Here is a 24,960-nt window from a genome sequence, read left to right on the forward strand (position 1 = left end):
AGTTGTGGCAATTAGCATTGAAAACTTTAAAAATCATGAAGCATCACTATATATTACTTTTTCTATTAAGTTATAGTATTTCCTCTCTTTCACAGGATACATTCACTTATTCCCAACCTAAACATCTAAATGACGGTTGGAAAACTGAGGTCTTTTCAACTTCAAAAGAACATAAAGCACGAATAGATAAATTATTTAACCAACTTCAACATAAAAAACATGATGTGCACAGTATTGTACTTATAAAAAATAACACCATTCTGATCGAAAAATATTTTGATACTAATTCTTATGACAAACCGCATGACATGAGATCGGTTACTAAAAGTATCATTTCTATTTTAATGGGAATCGCCATAGACAAAGGATATGTAGATAGTGTAGATGATCCCATCTCTAAATATCTAAAAAACTTTGTTCCCACCAAAAATTGGGATCACAGAAAAGAAAAAATTACCATCGCCCAATTATTAAGCATGTCTACAGGATTAGATTGTAACGACTGGGACAAGAAATCAAAGGGGCAAGAAGACAAAGTATACAAGAAAAAAGACTGGATTAAATACACTCTAAATTTACCCATGATAAATGAGCCTGGTACAGTTTCAAATTATTGCACGATGGGCGTTGTTCTAGCTGCAGAAATCATAAGTCAAGCTTCGGGAATGAGTATTGATTTATTTGCAAAAAAATATGTATTTGATCATTTAAGGATACAAAACATATCTTGGGGCCATACTTCAAAAGGCAATATTATTCCTTCGGCTAAGAGACTTTACATGATTTCTCGAGATTTAGCTAAAATTGGGAAATTAATTCTACAAGATGGAAAATGGAATTATCAACAAATAGTTTCTAAGGAGTGGATTCAAAAATCTACTTCCCCCAAAACTAAAATAACAGGATTACCTTATGGGTATCTTTGGTGGGAAATTCCCTTAAAAGTAAATGAAAAAAAGGTACCTACAATTGCAGCAACCGGAAATGGAGGTCAATATTTAATGATTTTTCCTGAAATAGATGTAATAGCAGTATTTACAGGTGGAGCATATAACTCGCAAGAAGATAAGCTCCCCTTTGTACTCATGCAAAAAGCATTTCTACCTGCGTTTATAAACTGAGGTAAAAAGCTCACAGGTATTCAACTATTATTTCGAATTTACAGCAGGGCACTTACAGTTCCAACGTTCTTTTCGTTTTCCGAAATCATACCCAAGGGTAAGTTGGTGAAATCCTCCATCACTAAGCACAATAGAATTTGATTGATAACTATAAGTATATCCGACTAACCATTGTTTATAATTCACTCCTAAGAATGGCGTGATATACTGTAGTTGCTGATTTTCTACCGAAGTTCCATCTTGAGAAAATTCTGCTCCGTCTAGGCTCCGACGGTATGACAGACCTCCCCAAAGTGTTGTTACCTCTCCTAAATCCTTATATACTTTCATGTTGGCATCTATAGTACTCTCTTGAGTTTGATCTGTAGCTTGGTACATTATAGAAGGTTCAAGATCAAAACCATCTTCACCACCAAGATTGAATAAGTATCCTAAAGAAAATATGTATCGTCGTTGGTTGTTAGACTCTCTAATCGGTGTATCATTATCAAAAATATCACGCACAGTAGGCAAAAGGTTCTTTACCGTAAAATGTGCATACCACTCTAAGTAGTTATAGGACACACCAACATCGACATTGTAATAAAAATCCTTTTGTACCCTATCTAAAATGACCGGGTCTGGATCGAAGATATCATCTAACCCTCTTAAATCGACATTCGATTGAATAAAACCAGTATTAACACCAAAAGACAGCATATTTAAATCTGTTCTATCTCTTGAAAACAACAAATGATACGCAAAAGTAACGTAGAAACCTGTTTGTGAAAATCGACCATTTTCATCTCGGTAAACAATACCTCCTAGGCCCGTTTTTTCTCCCATCCTAAAGTTAACATTGGCAGTTTGCAAATTTGGTGCATTATCGACATCAAACCATTGTTTTCTAGCGGTAAGACGTATTTTATTTGCGTTTGCAGCTCCAGCCATTGATGGATGTACTAAATAAAGATTATCAGAAAGGTAATCAGCGAATACGGGTATTCCTTCTTGCGAAAATGCAAATTTAGAGAGTAACACTAAGAGAAATACATAACGTGTTTTTAAGTTCATCTGGGCTCTATCTTTTATGGGGCTAAATAGAATTTGTGAATTAAATGTAAACTATCAAAAACAGTTTATATTGTGGGGCTTCACTATTATTTTTATATCACTTACTATTTTGTCAATAGCTCCAAAGATATAAATTTTTGTCAGAAACCATGATTTTAGAGTTTTAAGTAACATAAAGTTAAAATATGTTAGGACAAGAAAATCTTCATGTTATCGTACTGCTTTTTAGTAAATTTGCCAAAATTTTGAATATGGAAAAGAATTTTGAGATAAAGATAGAGCCTACTTCAAACCCTGGTATTGTAAAGTTTGAAGCCAATTACTTTCTTACCCAACATACAAGTTATGAGTTTGAAAATATAGATCAGGCTAAAAGTTCACCCCTTGCGCAACAATTGTTTTACCTACCTTTTGTAAAAAGAGTATTTATTGCACAAAACTTTGTTGCAATTGATAAATATGATATTGTAGAGTGGGCAGATGTACAGGATGAAGTAGCAGAACAGATTAAAAACTACTTAAATAGTGGAGAACCCGTAATCACTGAAGAAGAGACAAACAAAAAAGTACCGGTAACTATCTATGCCGAGAGTACCCCTAACCCAGCAGTAATCAAATTTGTGGCTAACAAAAAATTGGTAACAGCGGGACACGAGTTTAAAAACATCGATGATGCCAATGAAGCCCCTCTTGCACAAAAATTGTTTCATTTCCCGTTTGTGAAAGAGGTATACATTGATGAAAATTATATTTCAATACAGAAATATGATATGGCAGATTGGAATGACATTACCCTCGAATTAAGAGAATTCTTAAAAACATACTTAGAACAAGGCAACGAAGTTCTTTCTGCCAATGCAACTGTTGCCAAAAGTGAAGTCGAAAAGCAAGCCGATGTTGATTTCGATAAATTGGATGACATTTCAAAAGATATTGTAAATATTATAGAAGAATATATCAAACCCGCTGTAGCAAGTGACGGAGGTAATATTCTTTTTGATTCCTATGATCCTGAAAGCAAAGCCGTAAAGGTAATTTTACAAGGTGCATGTAGCGGTTGTCCATCGTCTACTTTTACCTTAAAAAATGGAATCGAAAATATGCTTAAAGAAATGCTCAAGGACAAAGTTGCTTCTGTAGAAGCCCTGAATGGGTAGTTTAACGAATATTGTTTCATTATATCGAAAACATTGCCTTAATATTAGTGAGTTTTATTTCAAAAAACCCAAAGGATCGCGTATCTTAGAGAAGATTTCACAAAATATTAATTAAAAAATTATTTAAATGGCAATTGTTAAAACTATCGAAGTAATAGCTAGTTCTGAAAAAGGTTGGGACGACGCGACAAGAAGCGCAATAAAACAAGCTGGTAAAACAGTAAAAAATATTAAGTCTGCTTGGGTATCTGATCAAAAGGTTATCGTAAAAGATAATGAGGTTGCTGAATTTAGAGTAAATCTTAAAATTTCTTTTGAAATAGACTAAAAAAAGCATAAAACTTCTTTTTAAAAGCATCTTAATTACACTAATTAAGATGCTTTTTATATTTTTAGAACTTTGCAAAAGGTGTCAGTTCAAATGTATTACATCCTGTAAGGATATGTTCGCGTTTTCTGATACTTTAAAAATATTAGCACCTATGAAATATTGGATAATTAGCATATTCATCATAACCTTCTCCTGCACAAGCCAAAATAAAACCACCTCTATGCAACATGCCTTCACCAATGACCTTATTAATGAAAGCAGCCCCTACCTACTACAGCATGCTCATAACCCTGTAAATTGGAAACCTTGGGGAGAAGAAGCACTTAATTTAGCCAAAAAGGAAAATAAGCTTGTCGTAATTAGTATTGGGTATGCAGCCTGTCACTGGTGCCATGTTATGGAACACGAGAGTTTTGAAGATCCCGAGGTGGCAAAATTAATGAATGATAAGTATATTAACATAAAAGTAGATCGTGAAGAAAGACCAGATGTAGATCAAGTATACATGAGCGCAGTACAACTTATGACTGGGAGTGGTGGTTGGCCATTGAATGTTATCACTTTACCCGATGGAAGACCAGTATGGGGTGGAACTTATTTTCCTAAAGGGAATTGGGTAGATGCGTTAAACCAAATATCAGGCTTGTATGAAAAACAACCCGACAAACTCCTGGAGTATGCCGAAAAATTAGAACAAGGGATTAAAGAAGTAGATCTTATTGAGATTAATACCGATGAGGTAGTATTTGAAGAGGAGTTTATTTCTTCGGCCGTAGACCAATGGAGCAAAAACTTTGATCATCAAAAAGGAGGAACCAAGCGAGTTCCAAAATTTATGATGCCCAATAATTACCAATTTTTACTTCGATATGCTCACCAGACTCAAAACAAAGAATTATTAGATTTTGTAAAAGGCACTTTGACTAAAATTTCTTTCGGAGGTGTTTATGATCATGTGGGTGGAGGATTTGCGAGATACTCGACAGATGGGAAATGGCATGTCCCCCATTTCGAAAAAATGCTCTACGATAATGCTCAATTGGTAAGTTTATATGCTGATGCTTATTTGGTGACCAAAGACCCTTGGTTCAAAGATGTCGTTTACGAGACCTTAGAATTTGTAGATCGCGAACTAACCAATGAAGAAGGTGCTTTTTATTCTTCTTTAGACGCAGATAGCACAACAGAAAGTGATGAGCTCGAAGAAGGAGCATTTTATGTTTGGACCAAGGAAGAAATCAAGAACCTTATTGGCAATGATTACGATCTTTTTTCAGCATACTATAATATAAACGCGTATGGTCTATGGGAAAAAGGAAACTATGTTCTTATTCGAAAAGATAACGATAAAGAGTTTGTAGAAAACCAAAATATTGATCAGACCAAGCTCTCTAATAAGGTTAAAAAATGGAAACAAATTTTGTTAGATGCTCGACAGAAAAGATCAAGACCGAGGTTAGATGACAAAACACTAACTTCATGGAATGCGTTGATGTTGAAAGGGTATTTAGACGCGTACAGAGTATTTGGTGAAAAAAAGTTTTTAACTGCAGCCGAAAAGAATGCTGAGTTTATTGCATCTAAACAATTAAAGAAAGATTATTCTTTATTACATAATTATAAAAATGGCAAAAGCACTATAAATGGCTATTTAGAAGATTACGCACTCGTAATTAATGCTTTTCTAGAATTATATCAAACCACATTCGATGAAAAATGGTTAAATACCTCTAAAAAACTAGCCGATTATTCTACAGCTCACTTTTTAGATAAGGACAAGAATATATTTTATTTTACTTCAGATAAAGATCCTAAACTCATAGCAAGAACAATAGAATATGCAGATAATGTAATCCCAGCATCAAATTCAGTTATGGCCAAAAACTTATTCTTACTATCCCATTATTTTGACAACACCAACTTTAGAGACATAAGTATAAGCATGCTACACAATTTAAAACCCCAAATAGCATCATATCCTTCCGGATATTCAAATTGGCTAGATCTTATGCTGAACTATACCTTCGACTTTTATGAGGTAGTTATTGTAGGTAAAGACGCAAAAGAAAAACTACATGAATTCAACAACCTCTATGTCCCTAATAAACTACTAGCAGGTAGCACCTTTGATTCTCAAAGTTCACTATTGAAAAACAGATTTGTTGAAGATGACACTCTATTTTATGTTTGTGTCAATAATGCCTGTAAATTTCCTGTAAACGAGGCAGAAAAAGCACATCAATTACTGCATTAATTTTCCCCTAAGAAACTTCAGAATTTTACCTTATGAATTGTGAAGTAAGCGCTCATTTTTTGTCTTTTAAAAGTTTAAAATTGACATACATCGAGTTAATTACAACGTTTTCGTAGTTAAAATCTTACATATTTTACGGTTTTACCCTACAAAAAGTATGTGGATTTTATTGTAAAACGCTGATTTTGTTTGGAATAATGAAATGTTTTCCAATAATTCATTGAGAAATTCTCAAAAATTTCACTAAAAAACCCTTCTAATTGCATTTAATTACTCCTTTTTTTACATTTATTACACCTAAATCGATAAAATATGAAACAATCTATACTCCTAATCCTTTTGATGATTTCTTCATCATTATTTGCTCAATTACCAAGAAGCTTATTGACCTCAGCCGAAAAAGTTACTACCTTCGATGAATATGATGGATCTATGTATATGAAAGCTAGATATAAAGAGTCGAGCGTGATTAATGAAAAAGCAGGCACCTATGATGCTAAGCTGAAATATAATATCTACACCGATGCTTTGGAATATACTCAGGGTTCGAATTTATTTGAAGTAGTTAAAAGCCCCACAATACATGCAAGAATTGATGGAGATTACTTTTATTATTGCGATTTCAAAACCCCAAGAGGACTAGGAAGAGAAGGGTACTACATTTTGGTAGAACTCAACGACAAATATCGAATTTATAAAAGGTTAACACTGAAGATTAAAGATCCTGAAAGAACTGCCCAAGTAAACTCTGGATTGCCTGAGCCAGGAGAACTTAGAATGATTACTACCTACTATGTAGAAGAGGAAGGTATCATTGTAGAATTACCTATGAATAAAAAGGAAATGTTAGCCGTTTTTAGTGATAAAAAGACCGAATTATCTGAATACCTTAAAAAAGAAAAGATTCGACTTAAGAAAGAGGAAGATTTAATTCGATTCGTTGCACGATATAATGCTCTTAAAAGTCATACTGATCCCTCGCAAAGTTTATTAAGTAATAGAGGTGGAAGAGATTAAAAGTATATTTTTCTTAATTTAGGACTAAACAAACAAAAAAACATCTGCTTGGCAGATGTTTTTTTGTTTGCCAAATTATAAAAACTTCTTTTTCAACAAATTACACAAACACCCCACTATAGTGGGACTATGGCATAAAATGGAAGCTTTATTTACAATAACACAGAACTGTACTACATTTAAACCATACATTTTATCCTGTTTTTTTTGCATTTTGTCGATTTAATTCCTATATTAGTCTTCCCAAAATATCTATACCATGAGAAAAATACTACAAATACTTTTGCTTTTAATTACCCAAATAGGTTTTGCTCAAATCCCACAACACATTCTTAAGTCTTCAGAAAAAATTACCAAATATGATAAGTACGCAGGTTCGATTTATATAAACAACAAATTTGAACAGTCTACTATTATCGATGAAAGCTCAAAAACTTACGAGGCCAAACTAAACTACAATATTTTTACCGACGCGATAGAATATGAAACAAGAACCGATTTATTCGAGTTAAGTAAAAACCCTACAACCTATGCAAGAATAAATAACGATTACTATTATTACTGTAATTTCAAAACCCGAAGAGGAGCAAAGAGAAACGGGTATTATGTCTTAATGGAACTTAACGACACATATAGAATATACAAAAGGTTTAAAGTAGAAATTACAGATCCTGAAGAAAAAGAAAATATGCCAGGTAGTCTTACTATGGGTAAGATTAAGATGATTACCAAATTCTATTTAGAAGAGAACCAGGTAATAGTAGAAATTCCAACTAGTAAAAAAGAGTTACTACTAACCTTTGAAGACAAAGGAGAAGAATTGAAAGATTATATGAAAAAGGAAAAAATCAAGCTAAGAAAAGAAGAAGATCTTTTACGATTAGTTGCCAAGTATAATGCCTTAAAAAACATGGAAACTAACCCGTCACGAAGTCTTTTAAGTAGTACGGTTCGAAATAACTAGTATCCTCAAATTCTTTTTTAACGAATTTCGCATAACTTAATTCTGCCATCTCTAACGAAGATGGCAGTTTATTTTTAACAAAAACTGCATTCTTTACATCACAAATAGCAGAAAATTTATCTACTCCATTACCAACAAAATACACCTTTGCTTTTTCGAGGTATTCAGAAAAAGAAAGCTCATCAAGAATTTCTGCTTTAATTTCTCTTACTTCCTGATTAGTGCTTGAAAATACTGCAGCATATACCTCCATTCTTCTGGCATCAAGCATTGGCACAATAAATTCTTTTTCTTCTGCGTCTACTTGCAATGCAAGGGATTTTAAGGTAGAAACCGAGATTAAAGGAATATCAAGTGCATAACATAGTCCTTTTGCAGTAGAAACACCAATTCTAAGTCCCGTATAGGATCCAGGACCTTTACTCACGGCAACAGCAGAAAGTTGATCTATTCTTATTCCGCCTTCTTTTATAACCCTATCAATGTACACATGTAATCGCTCTGCATGAGAATATTTGGTATCATAATCTTCTAGAGATGCAATTACTTTTCCATGAAGAGCTAAGGCTACTGAACAATTTGTAGTCGACGTTTCTATACAGAGAATGTATGCCATTTATAAAAATTTAGGCAAAGATAATCAATCTAAATAGGTAAACTAAAATTCTTTGATTTTGAAGATTTCTTAATTTGAAAAAACAAACTTCTGTATTTATTCTGAAGCATTTTCCTTTTCTTTTTCTTCTTTAGAAACTACTTTATCACCTGTTTTTAGTGTCTTAGTTACCACATTATAAGGTCCGGTGATTACTTCGTCGCCTTCAGAAAGTCCTTCTAAAATTTCGATGTTAGTATCGTCCTGAATCCCTGTTTTGATCACTTTGAGTTTGGCAGTTTCTCCCTTTCTAAGAAAAACACATTCAAACTTCTCTTCAGATTTTGTATCGGTATCAATTTTAGAGCTCTTTTTTTTCTTTACAGCCGTGGTATCATTCTTTATCACGATAGAGCTTATAGGCACTCCTATTACATCATTTCGGGTATCGGTAATAACATCGACCGTAGCCGTCATACCAGGTCTAAAAGGAGAATAACTTTCTGGTTTACCTTCAATCAAATCCTTGTAGGATTCTTCAAGAATTCTAACCTTAACCTTGAAATTGGTTACCTGATCTGCACTTATTGAACTTTCTGCAGAATTGGCAATTTCGGTAACCAAACCTTTGAATTCTTTTTTAAGATATGCATCAACCTCAACAATAGTAGAATCTCCAATAGAAACTTTTACAATATCATTTTCATTCACATCTACTTCGACCTCCATATTGTTGAGATTAGCCACTCTTACAATTTCTGTTCCGGCCATTTGTTGTGTTCCTACAACTCTTTCTCCCAACTCTACAGACAATTTAGATATTGTTCCACTCATTGGAGCGTATATCGTTGTTCTACTTAAATTATCCTTTGCTTCATTTACAGTTGCCTGAGCACTTCGAACACTATAAAAAGCAGATTGTTTAGAAGCTTCGGCTACTTCAAATGCCGAAACTACTCTATCCCACTCAGACTTTGAAATTACTCCTTTCTCGAATAATTCTTTATTTCTATCATAATTAAGCTTCGCTTCTTTAAGGCTAGCTTCGGCTTGCTGTAGACCAGCTCTAACATTTTCTAAAGAAGCCTGAGAACGATTTAATCCTGCCTGAATAATATCTGGATTTATGCGAACCAACAGATCTCCTTTTTCTACTTGCTGTCCTTCTTTTATAGGTAAGTCAATTATCTCACCAGAAACTTCCGAAGAGAGCTTAACCTCTACTTCTGGCTGGATTTTACCAGTAGCAGAAACAGTTTCTATGATATTGATCTTTTCTATTTTGGAGATGGCTACTTCTTTAAAGTTACCCTCTTTACCAAACCATCCTGCTTTTTTTCCAAAAATCAAAAGGCCGATTAAGATCAATAATGCTACTAAAATAAAAAGTAATGTTTTTCTACTCATGACTCACTTTAAAGTTAATTCAATATATGAAATTATAATATTTTTATGAAGCAGTCAAAAATAGAGGCCTGCATATTATAATTTGATATCTGCTATTTTAATCCCGAAGTAAAGTTCTAAAACTTTAAGCTTGAATATATAATCAAATTTGTTTTGTACTTCCTGGCTTTGAGCATTTTCTAATCTAAACTTAGATTGACTAAAATCAAAAGCATTAGTTAATCCAACATCATATCTATCTTTAGCATATGCATAAGCTCTTTCTTGCGCTTTTACGGCAACCTGAGCTGCTTCAAAAGCCTCGGCCGCACCTTTCGCGTCAAGATAGGCTTGATATACATTACTATCTAAATCTAATTCTGCCTGCTCTAATTGAAATTCTGTACGCTTAACATTAATAAGGTTTCTCTTTACATTTGTTCTGGCAGTAAATCTATTTAAGATTGGAACATTGAGTTGTAACCCATAAGAAAACCCATCATTCTCATATAATTGAGTGGTAAAATCTCTATCTAAAAAATCATTATCTGCCCATCTGGTATTGTATCCAAAAAATGCACTTAGCGTAGGATAATAACCTCCTCTAGCTAATTGAACATCTTTTTCTGCTAACAATTTATTTTGTTCTGCAATTTGCACTTCATATCTAGCTTCTCTTGCTCTACCTATAATTTGGTCTATTGGTTTATTAACCATTTCTGAACCAGGTACTAAATACTCTCGCTCTACAATATCGAAACTTTCATAGTCTTTAATCAACAACGTTTGTGCTAAACTAATAAGTGAAATTTGAACTGAATTCTCTGCCTGCACGATACGGGTTAACTCATCTGCAGATGTTGCTTCTATTTCTAAAAGATCTCCCTGCGGAAGTACACCTGCCTCTACAAGGTCTTTGGTTCTTTGTAATTGCTCTAAAGTAATCTCATGTTGTTTTTGGATTACCTTAAGGGATTCTTTATTTAATAATACCTGTAAATAACTATTGGCCACAAATAACGCAATATCATCCTTAGACTTACCTAAGTTATATTGACTTAGAAGCCTATTCATTTTTGCTCTTTGTAATTGACGAAGGTTACGCAATCCATCGAACAAAGTTAATCCCACATTAACCTGTGTGGTAAAAGATGAAAAGGTATTGGTTTCAAAAGCATTTGTAACCGGGTTAATATTGGCACCAGTGTTAGAAGACAAGGTACCTGATCCACTTACTGTTGGAACAAAATTACCCAAAGCTCCTAATTTATCTATTTCTGCATTTTCTAAATCTAATGCAGATTGTTTTATAGATATATTATTTTCTAAAGCGTACTCTACACATTCTTGTAAGCTCCATTTCTTTGCTTGCCCCTGAGTCGTGAAGACTCCTAAAAGTAATAGTAATAAAAGTGAAATTTTAATTCTCATAATGTCTATATGTATATAATTGACTCCTGTTGTTACAAAAAAAATCCAAAAACATTTTCATTCCCACTCTTTATAACTCAGCAACAACAAGTTACACTATTATTTTTTTGTTTTTTAGTTTTGATTTTCTTCACCTTCTTTCTTCATCGGTTCGGTTTTACTCCACACCTTTATCTCATCACTTTCGGTAACCCCAGATAATATCTCGACATTTATCCCGTCTGATAGCCCTATTTCGATATCACGTCTTTCAAACTCTTGCTCCCCTGTTTTTACCTCTACATATGGATCTTCTGTTTCTCTATCAAATTGCAACAATGCTTCTTTGATCACCAAAACATCATCCTTGGTATCTAAAACTATTGATGCATTTGCACTGTAACCCGCTCGAATAAAATAAGATTTATCTAAAAATACTTCCCCTTCAATTTTAAACTGAACCGCCCCCTGCTCTTCACTTCCTTTTGGAGCAATAAACTTTAGTTTTGCATCAAATTCTTTATCTCTAATAGCACCAAGGCTTACTTTTAGAGGCATATCAATTTTTAGTTTGTTCACTTCAGCTTCATCTACCTTACCTTCAAAAATCATTTTATTCAAATCGGCAATAGTGGCTATTGTGGTTCCGTCATTAAAATTATTACTTTGAATTACCTGATCTCCTTTTTCTACAGGAATCTCTAAAACAGTTCCAGAAACTGAAGCCCTTATATTAGTAATTGCCTGTGCACCACCAGTTGATCCTTGACGAATAATTTGAAGGTCGTTTCTAGCATTTTGAACTTCTTGCTTCGCCTGATCATAACGTAATTGTACATTCTGAAAATCTTGTGTTGCTATTACTCCTTTATCAAAAAGAGCCTTGTTACGATCAAAGTCTTGTTTTGCATTTGAAAGACTAATCTCAGCATTTTTAACCCTACCTCTGGCACTATTTAATGATTGCTCATTAGGCACTACCTTTACTTTGGCAATAAGGTCATCTGTTTTAACAACAGCTCCCTCTTCGACATATATTTTTTCTATAATACCTGATACCTGAGGTTTAATTTCTACCTCATCTTCTGGGATCACCTTACCTGTAGCAACCGTTTTTTCTTCAATAGAAGTTCTGAAAGGCTTCTCGGTGGTGAAAACTATAGGTGATTTACTATTAGAATCAATTATATATTTACCCGAAAAAAAGAGAGTAACTATTAAAATGACTACCAATAGAATTTTGATAAACTTTTTCATGTGATTTCTGATTGATTATTTTACTGTATGTTATTCTGATTATTTATTATTCTTCTCTTAATGCTTCAATAGGTCGAATACTTACTGCTTTTTGAGCAGGAATAAGACCAATTAAGGTTCCCAACAGCACTATAGACATCATTGCTCCTATGACAGCAAAAAAGTCGACGGTTGGGTTTAAAATAGGAATGTCGTCATTATTTCCAATTGCGGTATTAATTCCCCATAGCAGGAGTGTTCCAAAAATAAATCCTAATAATCCTGCTACAAAAGTAAGTATAATAGACTCCAACATTATTTGCCCTCTTACTTCTGAAGGGGTTGCCCCTAGAGCTCTTCTTACTCCAATTTCTCGAGTACGCTCTTTCACGGTAATTAGAAGCACATTACCAATAGCAATAACACCCGCGATAAGAGTTGCTATTCCTACGATATAGGTAATTAAACGCATCCCTGTTAAAAAGCCATTTACCTTTGCTACTTCTTCTCCCAAATTAAAACTACCAAAAGCTTGCGTGTCGTCAGGATGTACATTATGCATCCTCTTCAGCATTTCTTTAATGTTTGTTTCGGTATTTACAATATTCTTATCTTGTTTTGCAGTAATCACCATCCAGGATATATTCTTTCCTTGATTAAAGATGGTTTGAAATGTGGTAAAAGGTAAATAAATAGAATCATCTCCTTCAAACCCATTGTTTGTAGGCTTGTATACTCCTACTACTTTGAAGTAAATTCCATTAATCCTTACAAAATCTCCTATAGGATCTTCGTCCTTTTCATAAAACTGTTTGTAGATATCTTCTCCTATGACACATACTTTTCTTTCGTATTTGGTGTCTTCATCATTGATAAACCTTCCGCCATCAAAAATTTTCTTCTTCGCTACTTTATCTATGGTAGAATAATCCCCAAACACTTTAAACGCTCCAGATTTAGAACCTCTAACAAATTGGCCAGGAGGCGTACCCCATTGCCCCGTTACATTACGCGGGGTGATATACTCTATATCATCTACCTGAGATCGTAAAGCATCAACATCGTCTAACGTAAGCTGCATCCTTCTCCCACGCTTAAAACCGTCATGAGGAATACTTGTTTGCTGTCCCCATACAAACATGGTATTGGTTGCAAAATCGTTAAACTGACTTCTAAAGCTATTATCTAATCCTTTTGCCATACCTAAGAGGAAAACGAATAGAAAAACTCCCCAGGTTACACCAATTACCGTAATAATGGTTCTTATTTTATTTTTACGAATGGCTCCGTAAATTTCTTGCCATGTATCTCTTTCAAATATGAATTTCATAATTCTTATTTTTTGCTATTCGTCTCTTAAAGCGACAATAGGTTTTATTTTGGCCGCTCTTCTGGCTGGTATATATCCCGCTAGAAGTCCGGCAAGTATCAAAGTAATTGTAGCAATAACAATTACTGTTGTATCAACTCTTGGGTTGAGTATAAAAAACTCCTCAAGGTTGTTGCCAATCAATTTTAACGCCAAAATACCCAGTACCAATCCTAAATACCCCGCCACAGAGGTAATTAATATAGATTCTTGAAGTACCATCCCAATAATAGATCTGGGTGTAGCGCCCAATGCTTTTCTAATTCCTAATTCTTTGGTTCTTTCTTTAATGCTAAAAGTCATTATATTTCCAATACCAATAATACCAGAAATAAGAGTACCTATACCAACAATAAAGATAACCAAGTAGATACCTCCCAGGATTACCATAGTTTCTTTAATATCTTCGGCAAAACTACTTACCCTAATAGCACTCTGATCGTCTGGAGCTACCTTAAATTTTTCCTTTAAATCTTTCTCTATTTGTTTCGAAAAACTTATAGCCTGTTCTGTTCCCATTCCTATGTTGTAGGATATATTGATTTGATCGAGGTGATCATTATTTCCAAAAAGGAGCTGTACAGTTTTGTAAGACATATATATAATGCGTTCCTCATTATCTCCTCCACTATCCTGAAATACACCCACTACTTTATATGCAATACCATCTACATTAAGTATTTTCCCCAGAGCACTTTCATTTTTAAACAAATCTTTTTCTACCAATCTACCTATTACGATATTTTTGGTTCTATCATTAATATCCTCTTCATTAAGATATCGTCCTTTCATCATGATCGTTTTCTCCAAATACTGGTGATCGGGATGAACCGCTCTTATACTATAACTACCTGATTCTTTATCGTATTTTGCGAGTCCATTGCGATAAATTCTGGGAGTAGCAAACTCGACCTTGCCTAAGTAATTTGTTTTAATGAATTCGAAATCCTCATTCTTAAATTGGATTCTTCTGTTTTCCTGAAAACCTTTATAGGCTTTTGAAGTATTACCACTTCTTATGAAGATTACATTTTGGGCATCATCTACAAAACTGCTCAAAAAACTATTGAGTAAACCATTCCCCATTCCCAAAAGAATTGTAAAAATGAGAATTCCCAATGCAACTGTAAATCCAGAAAGAAATGTTCGAAGTTTATTCTTACTTATAGCCTCGAATATTTCTCTCCACCGATCTCTATCAAACATATTGCGAAGCTCTTACTTGTTCTACTTTCTTATCCTCTACAATTACACCATCTTTAAGGTGAACGATACGTTTACACATATTAGCAATATCCTCTTCGTGAGTTACTACCAAAATGGTTTTACCTTCATCATTAATTTTTTGAATGATATCCATTACTTCATAAGAAGTGGTACTATCTAGTGCTCCTGTAGGCTCATCGGCTAACAACACCTTAGGATCTGCCGCTAGGGCTCTTGCTATTGCCACCCTTTGTTTTTGTCCTCCAGACAATTCACTGGGTAGATGCGTCGCCCATTTAGATAGTCCTACTTTGCCAAGATAGTCAAGTGCTTTTTCTGTTCTTTCTTTTCTTTTTTTCCTCTGATAGTATAGCGGTAATGCTACGTTTTCTAGTGCGGTCTTATAATTAATAAGATTAAACGACTGAAAGATAAAACCAAGAAACTGGTTCCGATAATGTGCCGCTTTGGTTTCATTTAAACCTTTAATGGGTACATTATCTAAAAAATAACTTCCATTATCGGCCTCATCGAGCATTCCTAAAATATTTAGAAGTGTTGATTTTCCGGATCCTGAAGATCCCATTATGGCTACTAACTCGCCTTCTTTTACACTGAAATCTATACCTTTAAGAACGTGAAGCGAATTGCTTCCCATTTGGTAGGATTTATGCAAGTCTTTGATTTCAATCATTACTATTCGTTTGATTAAGATGAATGAATAAGGTATACCCTTATCTATTTAAGACTCACTACATCGATATAAAATACCTAGTTGTAAACAATCGTCTAGTTTTCCCACCTAGAGATTGGTTGATTGGTTAGTGCGCCTTGTAACATAAGACTAACAAGATGCAAGTTTTGTTACACACTAACCTGTTATGAAAATGTTAAAAATTTAAGTAATGTAATTCCTACTGTTTCAGAGCAGTAGATTTCTTTTTGTTTTTATAGATGAAATATCCCACCGTACCAATTAACACATAAGGAATAATCATCAGGTATACAATCCCATTATTAATGCCTTTTGCAGTTTCCTGACCTTCTTCACTCTCCAAAACTGCACGGCACATCGAGCATTGTGCATCTACCGGTAGTGCAAAAAACAAAAGCAAAAGTATTATATATATGGTCTTTATTTGCATAGATAAGGCTTTGCAAGGTTGATGTTAAGCATAATAAGGTGAAATCATAATATAAACAATTACTCCGGTTACAGCAACATATAACCATATTGGAAATGTAATTCTAGCTATTTTCTTATGCTTATCGAAACGTTTTGCCAGTGCACGAACATAGGTTACCAACACAAATGGTATGATCACTATAGACAATATAATATGAGTAACTAAAATAAAATAGTACACATATCTAATTACCCCTTCTCCTCCAAAGGCAGTAGAATCACTTGTCATGTGATATGCAATATACATTAACAAAAATAATACAGAACACCCAATTGCCATTTTCATTAACCGTTCATGAAGTGTGATTTTCTTATTTTTCACAGCCCAAAAAGCAGTAACCAATAGTATTGCCGTTATTCCATTTATAGTTGCGTAAATGGGGGGCAAAAAGGTTAAGGGTTCTACATCGAAACCCATCTTCCTTAAATTAACCCTAAACAGCATTGCTACCGCAACAGGAATTACAATAGACAAAACCACAATCCATTTATTATATTTTTTCTCTACCTGTGTTGCGCTATTACTCATCCTTCTTCAATAATTTTTTGATATCTTCAAGTAAAACTGTGATTTGCTCCTCTTCGCCATTTTCATCCATTTTTTCTTCCACCCCAATAGTTCCTCTATAGTAAATTATTGGATTTCCAGAGGCGTCATATCGTGACCTTATGTATCCTTCCTGATCAATAAGAGCAAAGTATCCATTGTGCTCAAAACCACCAGGAACATCAGGGTTTTCTGCAGCATATATATTAAACCCAGCATTGGCAAGTTCATAAATATTTTCTCGATCTCCTGTTAAAAAATGCCAATCTGGATCGGTTACCTTATAATTCTCTGCATACTTTTTGAGCCTACCTGGTGTATCAAATCTAGGGTTAATCGTAAAGGAAGCGACACCAAAATCAGGATAATCCTTCAATTTGTTCTGGAGATACACTAGATTTTGACTCATCTTAGGACAGATAGTAGGACAACTAGTAAAGAAAAATTCTGCCAAATATACCTTTCCTATATAATCATGATTAGTAATTACTATACTATCCTGATTTAAAAAAGCAAATTCTGGAACTTTTCTTGGCTCACCGTTTATCTTAATATATGCAAGCTTCTCATTAGCCACTGGATTATTAGCACTCATGCGATCGTTTTTAACCACAGAAGTGTTCTTGATTCGGTTTACAATTTTTGGAATAAATAATATCCCAAAAACCAATACTATAAACGATATTCCAACGTATGAATATTTTTTCATCGCCAATTATTTACTTTTACGATCTGCCTTATATTTTTTCAATGCCAAACGATACTCTGCTAAGATTACCTTTACATCATCTACCATTACATTAGAGAGATCTGCAACCGAACTAGCATCATACCCATATACTTTTTCCTTCTCATCCTTCTTTACACTCCCATCTCTGCCTCTAAGATTACCATCTTTATCGATAATATATACGAAATTAGTTCCATAATAATCATCTAGCTGATGAGGCGCTTTTAGCGTCTTATAAAAGGTCTTTATACTTTCTGGAGTAGAAAAAACGAACTTCCATTGAGATACATCAGTAATCACACTTAATTCTTCAAGTATTTTTTCTGAAGCTTCTTCACTACCAAAAGGTAAAATCATTACAAACTGGAAGTCTCTAAAACCATGATTTTTTTTATAAATTTTCTGGTTCAGATTAAAAGCGTTCCCTTGCTTATTATGAATATCCTTACCCAGAAAACCTAAAACTGTGATTTTATCTTTAAGCGTAATTTGTTCAGAAGTAAGGGATTCAAAATTTTCAATGGTACCAACACCAGAATGTAGTACAGGGAGTTTAGCAAAATTATGCACCCCAGAAGCAAAGAATAGATAGGCTACAAGTGGTAGCACAAACAGTATTCCTAAAACAAGAAATTTTTTCATGTATAACTTTTATTTCTACATGTAATTAACTTTGCAAAAATAAAAAAAGACGGTCTAAAAACCGTCTTTTTACAATGCTTTTAACTATAAAAGTGTTGGATTAAAAATCCCAGCTTTTGTACCCTGCTTTGAAAACCTCAAACACATAATCTCCTTCGGTTAACAATATAAATATTAGGTAACAAATTAGGAATATCCCTGTCCAAACCACAGATCTTCTTAATCCTTTTGTTTCTCCTTCCATGTGCATAAAAGCCCAAGTAATGTAATATGCTTTCCAGATGGTAAGAATGATAAAGATCCAGTTCAGTAATTTCATACTTATTACGGTAGTTTCTACCAAAAATGCTGGTTTAATAATACCTAAAATTACTTCGACTATAGTAATTACAGAAAGGAGGAAAAATACTTTCCAGATTCTCCCTGTATTTGATTCGTGGTGCGCTGTATCGTGTGCCATGTTATCTATCTTCTATTTTTTTATTAAACCAGGTAAAAGAATGTAAATACAAATACCCATACTAAATCTACAAAGTGCCAGTACAGACCTACTTTTTCTACCATCTCATAGTTCTTTCTTCTCTCATAGGTCCCAAGAATCACATTTATGAAAATAATTATATTGATAATTACTCCTGAGAATACGTGAAAACCATGGAAACCGGTAATAAAGAAAAAGAAGTTTGCAAACAATGGTGTTCCATATTCGTTGTGAACAAGATTAGCTCCTTCTACAATACCAATAGCATCTGTATTTAATCTCTTTAAAGACTCCTCTCTAGACAAAATAGTTTTTTCACCCTTCTCATTCAGAATTTGTGTTCTTATAAGAAGATCTTTTTTACTAGAAAAACCAGCTCTTATTTCATCAATAGTATATGTAGGAAGCGTAGGTTCTTTGTCATACCAAACCCCTACTTTACTCTCATGTTGAGCCCTTTCTTTGTGGGTATCAACGATTGCTATATCATGCAGCGCTACCCTATGCCCTTCGGCATCTACAAATTGTAAAATTTGTCCTCCCTTGGTTTCTACTGCACCATATTCTCCTTTAATGAAATTCTTCCATTCCCAAGCCTGAGAACCAACAAAAATCAAACCTCCTATAATAGTTAGGAACATGTAAAGGATTACTTTTTTCTGTTTCATATGATGCCCTGCATCCACCGCAAGCACCATAGTTACAGAAGAAAATATAAGTATAAAGGTCATCAGTGCCACATAGTACATAGGAGCATCTACTCCATGTAAAAATGGAAAGTGATTAAATACTTCATCGGCTATAGGCCATGAATCAATAAACTTAAATCTTGAAAAACCGTAAGCAGCAAGAAAACCTGAAAATGTAAGTGCATCAGAAAGGATAAAAAACCACATCATCATCTTACCGTAACTCACCTTTAACGGTTGGTTACCACCTCCCCAGATTTTGTCCTCTGTACCTGTTTTAGTAACAGTTGTTTCCATATATAGAATTTGGTATTGTTAAATTTTCCACAAAAATAATCAATTTTATCATTTCACCTCCTTAAATTTATTTTTTAATTCGGTTGAATTATAATGAATCCTTCGATCTATTTTTTGAACAAAGATTCGTTGATTACAGCTTATTTTACAAAATATAAAAACAAGAACAGATAAACCCACAGAAAATCAACAAAGTGCCAATACATTGCACCTAATTCAAGACCTAAGGTTTGTCCTGGTTTATATTTTTGTTTAAAATGATTATAAATTACTACTAAAAGAACAAGAAGTCCTCCTACAATATGCGCCAAGTGGGTTACTACGATAATAAACATAAAAGTAGAAACAATATTTGACGTTGGTCCTGTAAAATGATACCCCTGATTCATGATATCATTGAAACCTTCAAATTGAAGAAAAACAAATAGCGCACCTAAGGCCAAAGTTAATAACAACAACCCAGTTGCTAAACTTCTACTCCCTTTCTCTATAGCCTTTTTTACAAAGAAGAAGGTTACACTACTCAACAACATAACAAGTATGCTATAAATAAAAGCCTGAGGAAACTCTAAATCTGTTGCCCAGTCTTTTCTTGATTTACTTACTACATATGCACTGGTAAGACCTGCAAATACCATTGCCATACTCACCATAGCAAACCACATCATGGTTTTTTTGGATCTATTAATCTTTTCTTGCGTCGTTCCTTGCGTTAAATCCATATTCTAATAAATTTATCTGCTACATAGATAATTTGTAAAAGTGTAATATACAAAACACTCATGAGCATTAATTGTTTTGCCGTTTTACTATCTCTTTTACGATATAATTGAATTGCTGACTTTAGTAATACCAATCCCAGAATTAAAATTATAACACCTGAAACCGGAGTAAGATATAGGTTTCCGGTTACACCAAATACTGGTATTAATGATGTTACTACTGTCCAAATGGTATATATAATCACCTGTGTTGCGGTTCCTTGGTCTCTTTTTCCTGTTGGCAACATAAAAAATCCTCCCTTTTTATAGTCGTCGAACAAAAACCAGCCGATTGCCCAAAAATGGGGAAATTGCCAAAAAAACTGAACCATAAATAATGTTCCTGGTTCAATTCCAAAATCATTGGTTGCTGCTACCCAACCGAGCATAAAAGGAATCGCTCCCGGTATAGCTCCTACAAATACCGATAGTGGTGTTTTAGTTTTTAATGGAGTATATAAACTCACATATATAAAAATGGATATTGCACCGAACATGGCTGTTTGCGGATTGATAACATACAACACGGTAATTCCTGCTATCGTAAATAGTGTTGCTATAGCCAATGCTGTATTTACCGACATTCGCCCAGAAGGAACTGGACGGTTTTTTGTACGATCCATTAGCTTATCAAGATCTCGCTCTATAACTTGGTTAAAAGCATTTGAAGCTCCAACCATAAAATATCCACCCACAGCTAAAAGAAAAAGGGTTGTCCAAGAAATAGTTTCTACACCAAGTAGGTATCCTGCAACCGAAGAAAAAACTACACTAAGCGCCAAACGCATTTTGGTAATTTCTTTGAAATCCTGTACAACAGAGATTTTTGCAGTATCAACTTGGGTTACGCTCAAATTTTGCACGTTTTTTAAAAGCTTTTTTAAAAGTGGTGCAAAGATATATCTTAAAAGCCTTTTAGACAACTTATAATACGTTATAATTCACCTTTTAACAAGTGTTACACCTTTAACCATACAACATTCTAATCTTCAAAAAACTAAACTCCCTGTAATTTTTGTACTTTACTCTCGACGAAAACGGCTAAAATCATCATTCTTACTATGAAACAATTGTTCTTTTTAGGCACACTATTCATTCATCTACTTTCTTTTGCCCAACAAAAAGAGGTCACTATCACCATCGATCCAATTGCTGAAAATATTTACATGTTAACCGGACAAGGAGGAAACATCGGTATTTTCAAAAATGAAAAGGGATTGTTTATTATAGATGATCAATTTGCAAGATTATCAGAAAAAATTCTTACCAACTTAAAAACAATAAGCGACCAACCTGTAACCATGGTAATTAACACACATTTTCATGGAGATCATACTGGAGGCAATGAAAATATGTCTAACCAAGGAGCCACTATCTTTGCGCAAAAAAATGTGAGAACCCGCATGCAAAATCGTCAAAGAGAAAAGGGCAACATTAGTACAGCATCATTACCGGTTATTACATTCGACGAAGGCTTACAACTATATTTTGACAACGAAAACATTCAAGCCTTTCATGTGCATAATGCCCATACAGACGGAGATGCTTTAATCTATTTTGCCACAGGAAATGTACTCCATATGGGAGACACTTTTTTTAATGGCAGATACCCATACATAGACTTAAATTCTGGAGGAAGTATTCAAGGGTATATTAAAGCTTCAGAAAAAGCGCTCTTACTCATTAATAAAGACACCAAAATTATTCCTGGCCATGGCCCTTTAGCAACCAAGAAAGACTTAGAGATTTTTCTGAGTATGCTAAAAGAAATTACATCTAAAATTCAAAAGGAAATTGATGCTGGTAAATCTGAAGAAGAGGTTACCAACAACGAATCCTTAACTTCAAGCTATGACAGCAAAGGTTTCGGAAGTGGGTTTATTAATCCCGAAAGAATGCGTAAAACAATATATCTAAGCTTAACCAAATAGGACATTATTTTATTTAAAAAGGCCCGCTTATAGCAGGCCTTTTATTTTCTAACTTTGTATTTTAAACACAATAGGTAATTGATATTTTACAATTACGGGAGTTCCCCTTTGTTTCCCTGGTGTCATTTGCGGGAACAAACCTATTACTCGCTTTGCTTCTTTCTCCAACTTTGGATGTGGCGCTCTTACCTGAATGTTACTAATAAGTCCATCTGTACCTACCTCAAACAGAGCATAAATCCTTTGTACTCCTGTTAAACCATACCGCTCTCCCAGGTCGGTATTAAACTTCTTTGAGATAATTCTGGCTATTTTCTCAGAAAAACATTTTGCTTTTTCTTTGTTTGTAGCCAAAGTTTCACAACCAGGAAAAACCGGAACGTCTTCAACAGCAATAAAAGGAACCTTTTCTACCGGTTTATCGATTGGCTCCACATCGTCAATGTCCCCTGGAGAAATAGGTGCTTTTTTTGTAGAAGGATCATTTTTAAATTCTTCTTTTGCATTTGTAAGTTCAGTATCATCATCTATCACCTTAAACTTATTGGGTTCAACAATCGGTTTCGATTGTTTTACTGCAACCACTTTTTCTTTTGGAGGCTCGTACATTTTATACACTCCATCCCAAACATTTTGTTCGGGTTCAAAAACAGTTTGTTGTGGTGGTTTAACAATGGGTGCAGCGGTATACACCTCGAACATTACATAAGTAAATAAAAGACTTGCAATAAGTCCAATCTGAAAGTTCACCAATGGACTTTTTCGTACATTAGCGTCATGCTTGTTACTCATATTATTTAGTTTTAACGTTACAATTAATTACTAAATCAACAAGCATACCAAAAAAGAACCCCGTTACAGCTGTAACGGGGTTTGTATATTAACTAAATGTTATGTTTTCTTAGTCCTGCACTTGGAAAACGATTGGTAAAGAATACAGTACACCAACTGCTTTTCCTCTTTGTTTTCCTGGAGTCATTTTAGGTAATAACTTTACAACTCTTTGTGCTTCTTTTTCTAATCTTGGGTGCGGCCCTCTAGCCTGAACACCAACGATATTACCAGCTCTATCAATTTTAAATCTCACATAGATTCTATTTACTCCTGATAATCCTAATTCACTACCAAGTTCTGTATTAAATTTACGGTTAACAAATTTCTTAACCTTATCACTCATACATTTCTTTTTAGCAGCATTTCCTCCAGCATTTTCACAACCAGGGAAGATTGGCACATTCTCGATCACTGCGAAAGGTACATCTGCAATCTCTTCTTCTTCTTCAACATCTTCTACCTCTTCTACTTCTACTATTTCTTCTTCTTGGTTAGTTTCTGTAGACTCAATAATTGTTTCTTCTACCTCTTCTTCATCTTCAACGACATCGATAACCTCTGGAGCAGGCGGTGGCGGTGGTGGCGGTGGTGGAGTGTTTAAGTTTTGAGTAATTGGCACATCTTCTTCTTCTAGTTCATCAAGATTTACCTGACCAATATCAATATTACTTCTATCATAAGTCTTCCATTCAATTCCTCGCCATGTGATAAAAAGTACTAAAATAAGTCCCAATTGAAGGAACAAGGTACTTCTTTTGCTTAAATCTGCTTTAGGATTTTTCTTCGGTTCCATAATTATATTACGTTATAGGATTGCTAAAATAGCTAAATTCTTTTGTAAATTCCAAGTAAAGACAAAAATGTAAAACAAAAAATAGGTTTTTTAACTTTTATCTTGTCGAGGAAATTATATCAAACACATGAAATCAATCAAGTGTTTACTCTGCAGAGCTTTTTCTTTTGCTTAACTTAATTATTTTATTTTCAAATACTTTCAATAAAATAACTGCAAAAATTATACCACTAGTATTAGCGATCACATCGTACCAATCTGAACTTCGGTAAGTGGTTAGGAGCATTTGTAATATTTCCATCAAACCACCGTAAAAAAAACCAAAAATTGATGCTTTTACCATACTCTGTGTAAAGTTTTCTTTTCTTTTTTCCGAAAAAAACAAGAATAAAAACCATACAATAGCAAAGACAAAATATGCAATACAATGTGCTATTTTATCACTTCCATCAACCCTGATATTAACTGGTAGAATAAATTTTGCCAGAGAAGCCCAAGTGATCACACAGGTATATAAAATTGCTTGTGCAAAAAGATAGTTATGCCCCAATAACTTCTTTATACCCATCTGCAGATAATAAACTATCGATTTGAGAGGTATCAGATATTTTGATCTTTACCATCCACCCTTCTCCATACGGATCAGAATTTACAAGTTCTGGGTCACTTTCTAGAGTTTCATTAAACTCGATAATCTCTCCTGATACAGGAATAAACAAATCTGAAACTGTTTTTACTGCTTCAACAGTACCAAAAACCTCTTCCTGGTCTAATTCTTCTCCTACTGTTTCAACTTCGACATATACTATGTCTCCAAGTTCGCCTTGTGCAAAATCTGTAATACCTACAGTAGCAATGTCGCCATCAATTTTTACCCACTCGTGATCCTTGGTGTACTTTAATTCTGAAGGAATATTCATCCGAAAAAAATATTTATACGTTGTTACTATTTGCGACGAAAATAGCTCTT

27 protein-coding genes are annotated in these 24,960 nt (G+C 34.1%); 7 read left to right on the top strand and 20 right to left on the bottom strand.

Translation table 11 applies throughout. From position 1 onward, the window contains the following. Positions 1 to 35: 35 nt before the first annotated feature. Positions 36 to 1,121, top strand: coding sequence for a serine hydrolase domain-containing protein (locus M0D21_RS12585; RefSeq protein ID WP_248330000.1), 1,086 nt, complete (start codon positions 36 to 38; stop codon positions 1,119 to 1,121). A gap of 27 nt (positions 1,122 to 1,148) precedes the next feature. On the opposite strand, the gene M0D21_RS12590 is transcribed toward M0D21_RS12585, so the two are convergent. Beyond that, positions 1,149 to 2,174 carry a PorP/SprF family type IX secretion system membrane protein gene (locus M0D21_RS12590; RefSeq protein ID WP_248330002.1) on the bottom strand — a complete coding sequence of 342 codons (1,026 nt, stop codon included), beginning with the start codon at positions 2,172 to 2,174 and terminating at the stop codon, positions 1,149 to 1,151. A 251-nt stretch (positions 2,175 to 2,425) separates the two neighbouring features. Between M0D21_RS12590 and M0D21_RS12595 the strand changes: the two genes are divergently transcribed. The 5 genes from M0D21_RS12595 (at position 2,426) to M0D21_RS12615 (ending at position 7,897) form a co-directional block, all read left to right on the top strand. After that, positions 2,426 to 3,331: a NifU family protein gene (locus M0D21_RS12595; RefSeq protein ID WP_248330004.1), complete on the top strand. Its 906-nt coding sequence runs from the start codon at positions 2,426 to 2,428 to the stop codon at positions 3,329 to 3,331. Positions 3,332 to 3,458: 127 nt separating this feature from the next. Further along, positions 3,459 to 3,659: a dodecin family protein gene (locus tag M0D21_RS12600; RefSeq protein WP_248330006.1), complete on the top strand. Its 201-nt coding sequence runs from the start codon at positions 3,459 to 3,461 to the stop codon at positions 3,657 to 3,659. 154 nt (positions 3,660 to 3,813) lie between these two features. Continuing rightward, positions 3,814 to 5,916, top strand: coding sequence for a thioredoxin domain-containing protein (locus M0D21_RS12605; protein ID WP_248330008.1), 2,103 nt, complete (start codon positions 3,814 to 3,816; stop codon positions 5,914 to 5,916). Between the two features lie 312 nt (positions 5,917 to 6,228). Next, positions 6,229 to 6,933 (top strand): hypothetical protein, encoded by a 705-nt coding sequence (locus tag M0D21_RS12610; protein WP_248330009.1) that lies wholly within the window; start codon positions 6,229 to 6,231, stop codon positions 6,931 to 6,933. Between the two features lie 259 nt (positions 6,934 to 7,192). Beyond that, positions 7,193 to 7,897 (top strand): hypothetical protein, encoded by a 705-nt coding sequence (locus M0D21_RS12615; RefSeq protein ID WP_248330011.1) that lies wholly within the window; start codon positions 7,193 to 7,195, stop codon positions 7,895 to 7,897. Here the strand turns inward: M0D21_RS12615 and tsaB are convergent. From tsaB to cyoE, 15 genes are all read right to left on the bottom strand, one after another. Further along, positions 7,851 to 8,513 (bottom strand): tRNA (adenosine(37)-N6)-threonylcarbamoyltransferase complex dimerization subunit type 1 TsaB, encoded by a 663-nt coding sequence (tsaB, locus tag M0D21_RS12620; protein WP_248330013.1) that lies wholly within the window; start codon positions 8,511 to 8,513, stop codon positions 7,851 to 7,853. The two genes, M0D21_RS12615 and tsaB, sit on opposite strands and share 47 nt — an antisense overlap. Before the next feature lie 96 nt (positions 8,514 to 8,609). Next, positions 8,610 to 9,899: an efflux RND transporter periplasmic adaptor subunit gene (locus M0D21_RS12625; RefSeq protein WP_248330015.1), complete on the bottom strand. Its 1,290-nt coding sequence runs from the start codon at positions 9,897 to 9,899 to the stop codon at positions 8,610 to 8,612. 75 nt (positions 9,900 to 9,974) lie between these two features. Next, a complete protein-coding gene (locus M0D21_RS12630; RefSeq protein WP_248330017.1) occupies positions 9,975 to 11,309 on the bottom strand; it encodes a TolC family protein in 1,335 nt (444 codons plus the stop codon). 114 nt (positions 11,310 to 11,423) lie between these two features. Then, positions 11,424 to 12,545 (bottom strand): efflux RND transporter periplasmic adaptor subunit, encoded by a 1,122-nt coding sequence (locus M0D21_RS12635; RefSeq protein ID WP_248330019.1) that lies wholly within the window; start codon positions 12,543 to 12,545, stop codon positions 11,424 to 11,426. A gap of 46 nt (positions 12,546 to 12,591) precedes the next feature. Beyond that, complete coding sequence (locus M0D21_RS12640; RefSeq protein ID WP_248330021.1) at positions 12,592 to 13,854, bottom strand: ABC transporter permease; 1,263 nt, start codon at positions 13,852 to 13,854, stop codon at positions 12,592 to 12,594. A gap of 15 nt (positions 13,855 to 13,869) precedes the next feature. Beyond that, on the bottom strand, positions 13,870 to 15,099 hold the full coding sequence (locus tag M0D21_RS12645) for an ABC transporter permease (RefSeq protein ID WP_248330023.1): 1,230 nt from the start codon (positions 15,097 to 15,099) through the stop codon (positions 13,870 to 13,872). After that, a complete protein-coding gene (locus M0D21_RS12650) occupies positions 15,092 to 15,793 on the bottom strand; it encodes an ABC transporter ATP-binding protein (RefSeq protein WP_248330025.1) in 702 nt (233 codons plus the stop codon). The genes M0D21_RS12645 and M0D21_RS12650 overlap by 8 nt, the downstream gene beginning before the upstream one ends. Positions 15,794 to 16,013: 220 nt before the next feature. Continuing rightward, positions 16,014 to 16,244 (bottom strand): hypothetical protein, encoded by a 231-nt coding sequence (locus M0D21_RS12655; RefSeq protein ID WP_248330027.1) that lies wholly within the window; start codon positions 16,242 to 16,244, stop codon positions 16,014 to 16,016. Positions 16,245 to 16,268: 24 nt separating this feature from the next. Next, positions 16,269 to 16,814, bottom strand: coding sequence for a DUF420 domain-containing protein (locus M0D21_RS12660; RefSeq protein WP_248330029.1), 546 nt, complete (start codon positions 16,812 to 16,814; stop codon positions 16,269 to 16,271). After that, positions 16,807 to 17,541, bottom strand: a complete 735-nt coding sequence (locus M0D21_RS12665) for an SCO family protein (RefSeq protein ID WP_248330031.1) — start codon at positions 17,539 to 17,541, stop codon at positions 16,807 to 16,809. The genes M0D21_RS12660 and M0D21_RS12665 overlap by 8 nt, the downstream gene beginning before the upstream one ends. A 6-nt stretch (positions 17,542 to 17,547) precedes the next feature. Continuing rightward, positions 17,548 to 18,204 carry a hypothetical protein gene (locus M0D21_RS12670; protein WP_248330033.1) on the bottom strand — a complete coding sequence of 219 codons (657 nt, stop codon included), beginning with the start codon at positions 18,202 to 18,204 and terminating at the stop codon, positions 17,548 to 17,550. Between the two features lie 100 nt (positions 18,205 to 18,304). Beyond that, positions 18,305 to 18,664, bottom strand: coding sequence for a cytochrome C oxidase subunit IV family protein (locus M0D21_RS12675; RefSeq protein WP_248330036.1), 360 nt, complete (start codon positions 18,662 to 18,664; stop codon positions 18,305 to 18,307). A 23-nt stretch (positions 18,665 to 18,687) separates the two neighbouring features. Further along, positions 18,688 to 19,671, bottom strand: a complete 984-nt coding sequence (locus M0D21_RS12680; protein ID WP_248330038.1) for a cytochrome c oxidase subunit 3 — start codon at positions 19,669 to 19,671, stop codon at positions 18,688 to 18,690. 140 nt (positions 19,672 to 19,811) lie between these two features. Then, positions 19,812 to 20,393: a cytochrome c oxidase subunit 3 gene (locus M0D21_RS12685; protein WP_248330040.1), complete on the bottom strand. Its 582-nt coding sequence runs from the start codon at positions 20,391 to 20,393 to the stop codon at positions 19,812 to 19,814. After that, positions 20,384 to 21,286 (bottom strand): heme o synthase, encoded by a 903-nt coding sequence (gene cyoE / locus M0D21_RS12690; RefSeq protein WP_248330042.1) that lies wholly within the window; start codon positions 21,284 to 21,286, stop codon positions 20,384 to 20,386. The genes M0D21_RS12685 and cyoE overlap by 10 nt, the downstream gene beginning before the upstream one ends. A gap of 207 nt (positions 21,287 to 21,493) precedes the next feature. On the opposite strand from cyoE, the gene M0D21_RS12695 reads away from it, so the two are divergent. Further along, positions 21,494 to 22,363, top strand: a complete 870-nt coding sequence (locus tag M0D21_RS12695; RefSeq protein ID WP_248330044.1) for an MBL fold metallo-hydrolase — start codon at positions 21,494 to 21,496, stop codon at positions 22,361 to 22,363. Positions 22,364 to 22,411: 48 nt separating this feature from the next. On the opposite strand, the gene M0D21_RS12700 is transcribed toward M0D21_RS12695, so the two are convergent. The 4 genes from M0D21_RS12700 to gcvH form a co-directional block, all read right to left on the bottom strand. Next, entirely contained in the window at positions 22,412 to 23,155 is a 744-nt protein-coding gene (locus M0D21_RS12700; protein WP_248330046.1) for an energy transducer TonB, read from the bottom strand. Positions 23,156 to 23,264: 109 nt separating this feature from the next. Next, entirely contained in the window at positions 23,265 to 23,990 is a 726-nt protein-coding gene (locus M0D21_RS12705; protein WP_248330048.1) for an energy transducer TonB, read from the bottom strand. A 145-nt stretch (positions 23,991 to 24,135) separates the two neighbouring features. Next, a complete protein-coding gene (locus M0D21_RS12710; RefSeq protein WP_248330050.1) occupies positions 24,136 to 24,558 on the bottom strand; it encodes a VanZ family protein in 423 nt (140 codons plus the stop codon). Continuing rightward, on the bottom strand, positions 24,530 to 24,910 hold the full coding sequence (gene gcvH, locus M0D21_RS12715; protein ID WP_248330052.1) for a glycine cleavage system protein GcvH: 381 nt from the start codon (positions 24,908 to 24,910) through the stop codon (positions 24,530 to 24,532). The genes M0D21_RS12710 and gcvH overlap by 29 nt, the downstream gene beginning before the upstream one ends. Between the last annotated feature and the right edge of the window lie 50 nt (positions 24,911 to 24,960).

This window comes from Aquimarina acroporae (assembly GCF_023195925.1).
Taxonomy (GTDB): Bacteria; Bacteroidota; Bacteroidia; order Flavobacteriales; family Flavobacteriaceae; genus Aquimarina; species Aquimarina acroporae.

Excerpts from the sequence above, each read along its gene's own strand:
- M0D21_RS12650 (WP_248330025.1), bottom strand. The coding sequence starts at position 15,793 with ATGATTGAAATCAAAGACTTGCATAAATCCTACCAAATGGGAAGCAAT.
- M0D21_RS12590 (WP_248330002.1), bottom strand. The coding sequence starts at position 2,174 with ATGAACTTAAAAACACGTTATGTATTTCTCTTAGTGTTACTCTCTAAA.
- M0D21_RS12680 (WP_248330038.1), bottom strand. The coding sequence starts at position 19,671 with ATGGAAACAACTGTTACTAAAACAGGTACAGAGGACAAAATCTGGGGA.
- M0D21_RS12610 (WP_248330009.1), top strand. The coding sequence starts at position 6,229 with ATGAAACAATCTATACTCCTAATCCTTTTGATGATTTCTTCATCATTA.
- M0D21_RS12685 (WP_248330040.1), bottom strand. The coding sequence starts at position 20,393 with ATGGATTTAACGCAAGGAACGACGCAAGAAAAGATTAATAGATCCAAA.
- M0D21_RS12670 (WP_248330033.1), bottom strand. The coding sequence starts at position 18,204 with ATGAAAAAATTTCTTGTTTTAGGAATACTGTTTGTGCTACCACTTGTA.
- gcvH (WP_248330052.1), bottom strand. The coding sequence starts at position 24,910 with ATGAATATTCCTTCAGAATTAAAGTACACCAAGGATCACGAGTGGGTA.
- M0D21_RS12665 (WP_248330031.1), bottom strand. The coding sequence starts at position 17,541 with ATGAAAAAATATTCATACGTTGGAATATCGTTTATAGTATTGGTTTTT.
- M0D21_RS12600 (WP_248330006.1), top strand. The coding sequence starts at position 3,459 with ATGGCAATTGTTAAAACTATCGAAGTAATAGCTAGTTCTGAAAAAGGT.
- M0D21_RS12595 (WP_248330004.1), top strand. The coding sequence starts at position 2,426 with ATGGAAAAGAATTTTGAGATAAAGATAGAGCCTACTTCAAACCCTGGT.
- M0D21_RS12635 (WP_248330019.1), bottom strand. The coding sequence starts at position 12,545 with ATGAAAAAGTTTATCAAAATTCTATTGGTAGTCATTTTAATAGTTACT.
- M0D21_RS12625 (WP_248330015.1), bottom strand. The coding sequence starts at position 9,899 with ATGAGTAGAAAAACATTACTTTTTATTTTAGTAGCATTATTGATCTTA.
- M0D21_RS12675 (WP_248330036.1), bottom strand. The coding sequence starts at position 18,664 with ATGGCACACGATACAGCGCACCACGAATCAAATACAGGGAGAATCTGG.
- M0D21_RS12705 (WP_248330048.1), bottom strand. The coding sequence starts at position 23,990 with ATGGAACCGAAGAAAAATCCTAAAGCAGATTTAAGCAAAAGAAGTACC.
- tsaB (WP_248330013.1), bottom strand. The coding sequence starts at position 8,513 with ATGGCATACATTCTCTGTATAGAAACGTCGACTACAAATTGTTCAGTA.
- M0D21_RS12645 (WP_248330023.1), bottom strand. The coding sequence starts at position 15,099 with ATGTTTGATAGAGATCGGTGGAGAGAAATATTCGAGGCTATAAGTAAG.
- M0D21_RS12640 (WP_248330021.1), bottom strand. The coding sequence starts at position 13,854 with ATGAAATTCATATTTGAAAGAGATACATGGCAAGAAATTTACGGAGCC.
- M0D21_RS12660 (WP_248330029.1), bottom strand. The coding sequence starts at position 16,814 with ATGAGTAATAGCGCAACACAGGTAGAGAAAAAATATAATAAATGGATT.
- M0D21_RS12630 (WP_248330017.1), bottom strand. The coding sequence starts at position 11,309 with ATGAGAATTAAAATTTCACTTTTATTACTATTACTTTTAGGAGTCTTC.
- M0D21_RS12700 (WP_248330046.1), bottom strand. The coding sequence starts at position 23,155 with ATGAGTAACAAGCATGACGCTAATGTACGAAAAAGTCCATTGGTGAAC.
- M0D21_RS12695 (WP_248330044.1), top strand. The coding sequence starts at position 21,494 with ATGAAACAATTGTTCTTTTTAGGCACACTATTCATTCATCTACTTTCT.
- M0D21_RS12585 (WP_248330000.1), top strand. The coding sequence starts at position 36 with ATGAAGCATCACTATATATTACTTTTTCTATTAAGTTATAGTATTTCC.
- M0D21_RS12710 (WP_248330050.1), bottom strand. The coding sequence starts at position 24,558 with ATGGGTATAAAGAAGTTATTGGGGCATAACTATCTTTTTGCACAAGCA.
- M0D21_RS12605 (WP_248330008.1), top strand. The coding sequence starts at position 3,814 with ATGAAATATTGGATAATTAGCATATTCATCATAACCTTCTCCTGCACA.
- M0D21_RS12615 (WP_248330011.1), top strand. The coding sequence starts at position 7,193 with ATGAGAAAAATACTACAAATACTTTTGCTTTTAATTACCCAAATAGGT.
- M0D21_RS12655 (WP_248330027.1), bottom strand. The coding sequence starts at position 16,244 with ATGCAAATAAAGACCATATATATAATACTTTTGCTTTTGTTTTTTGCA.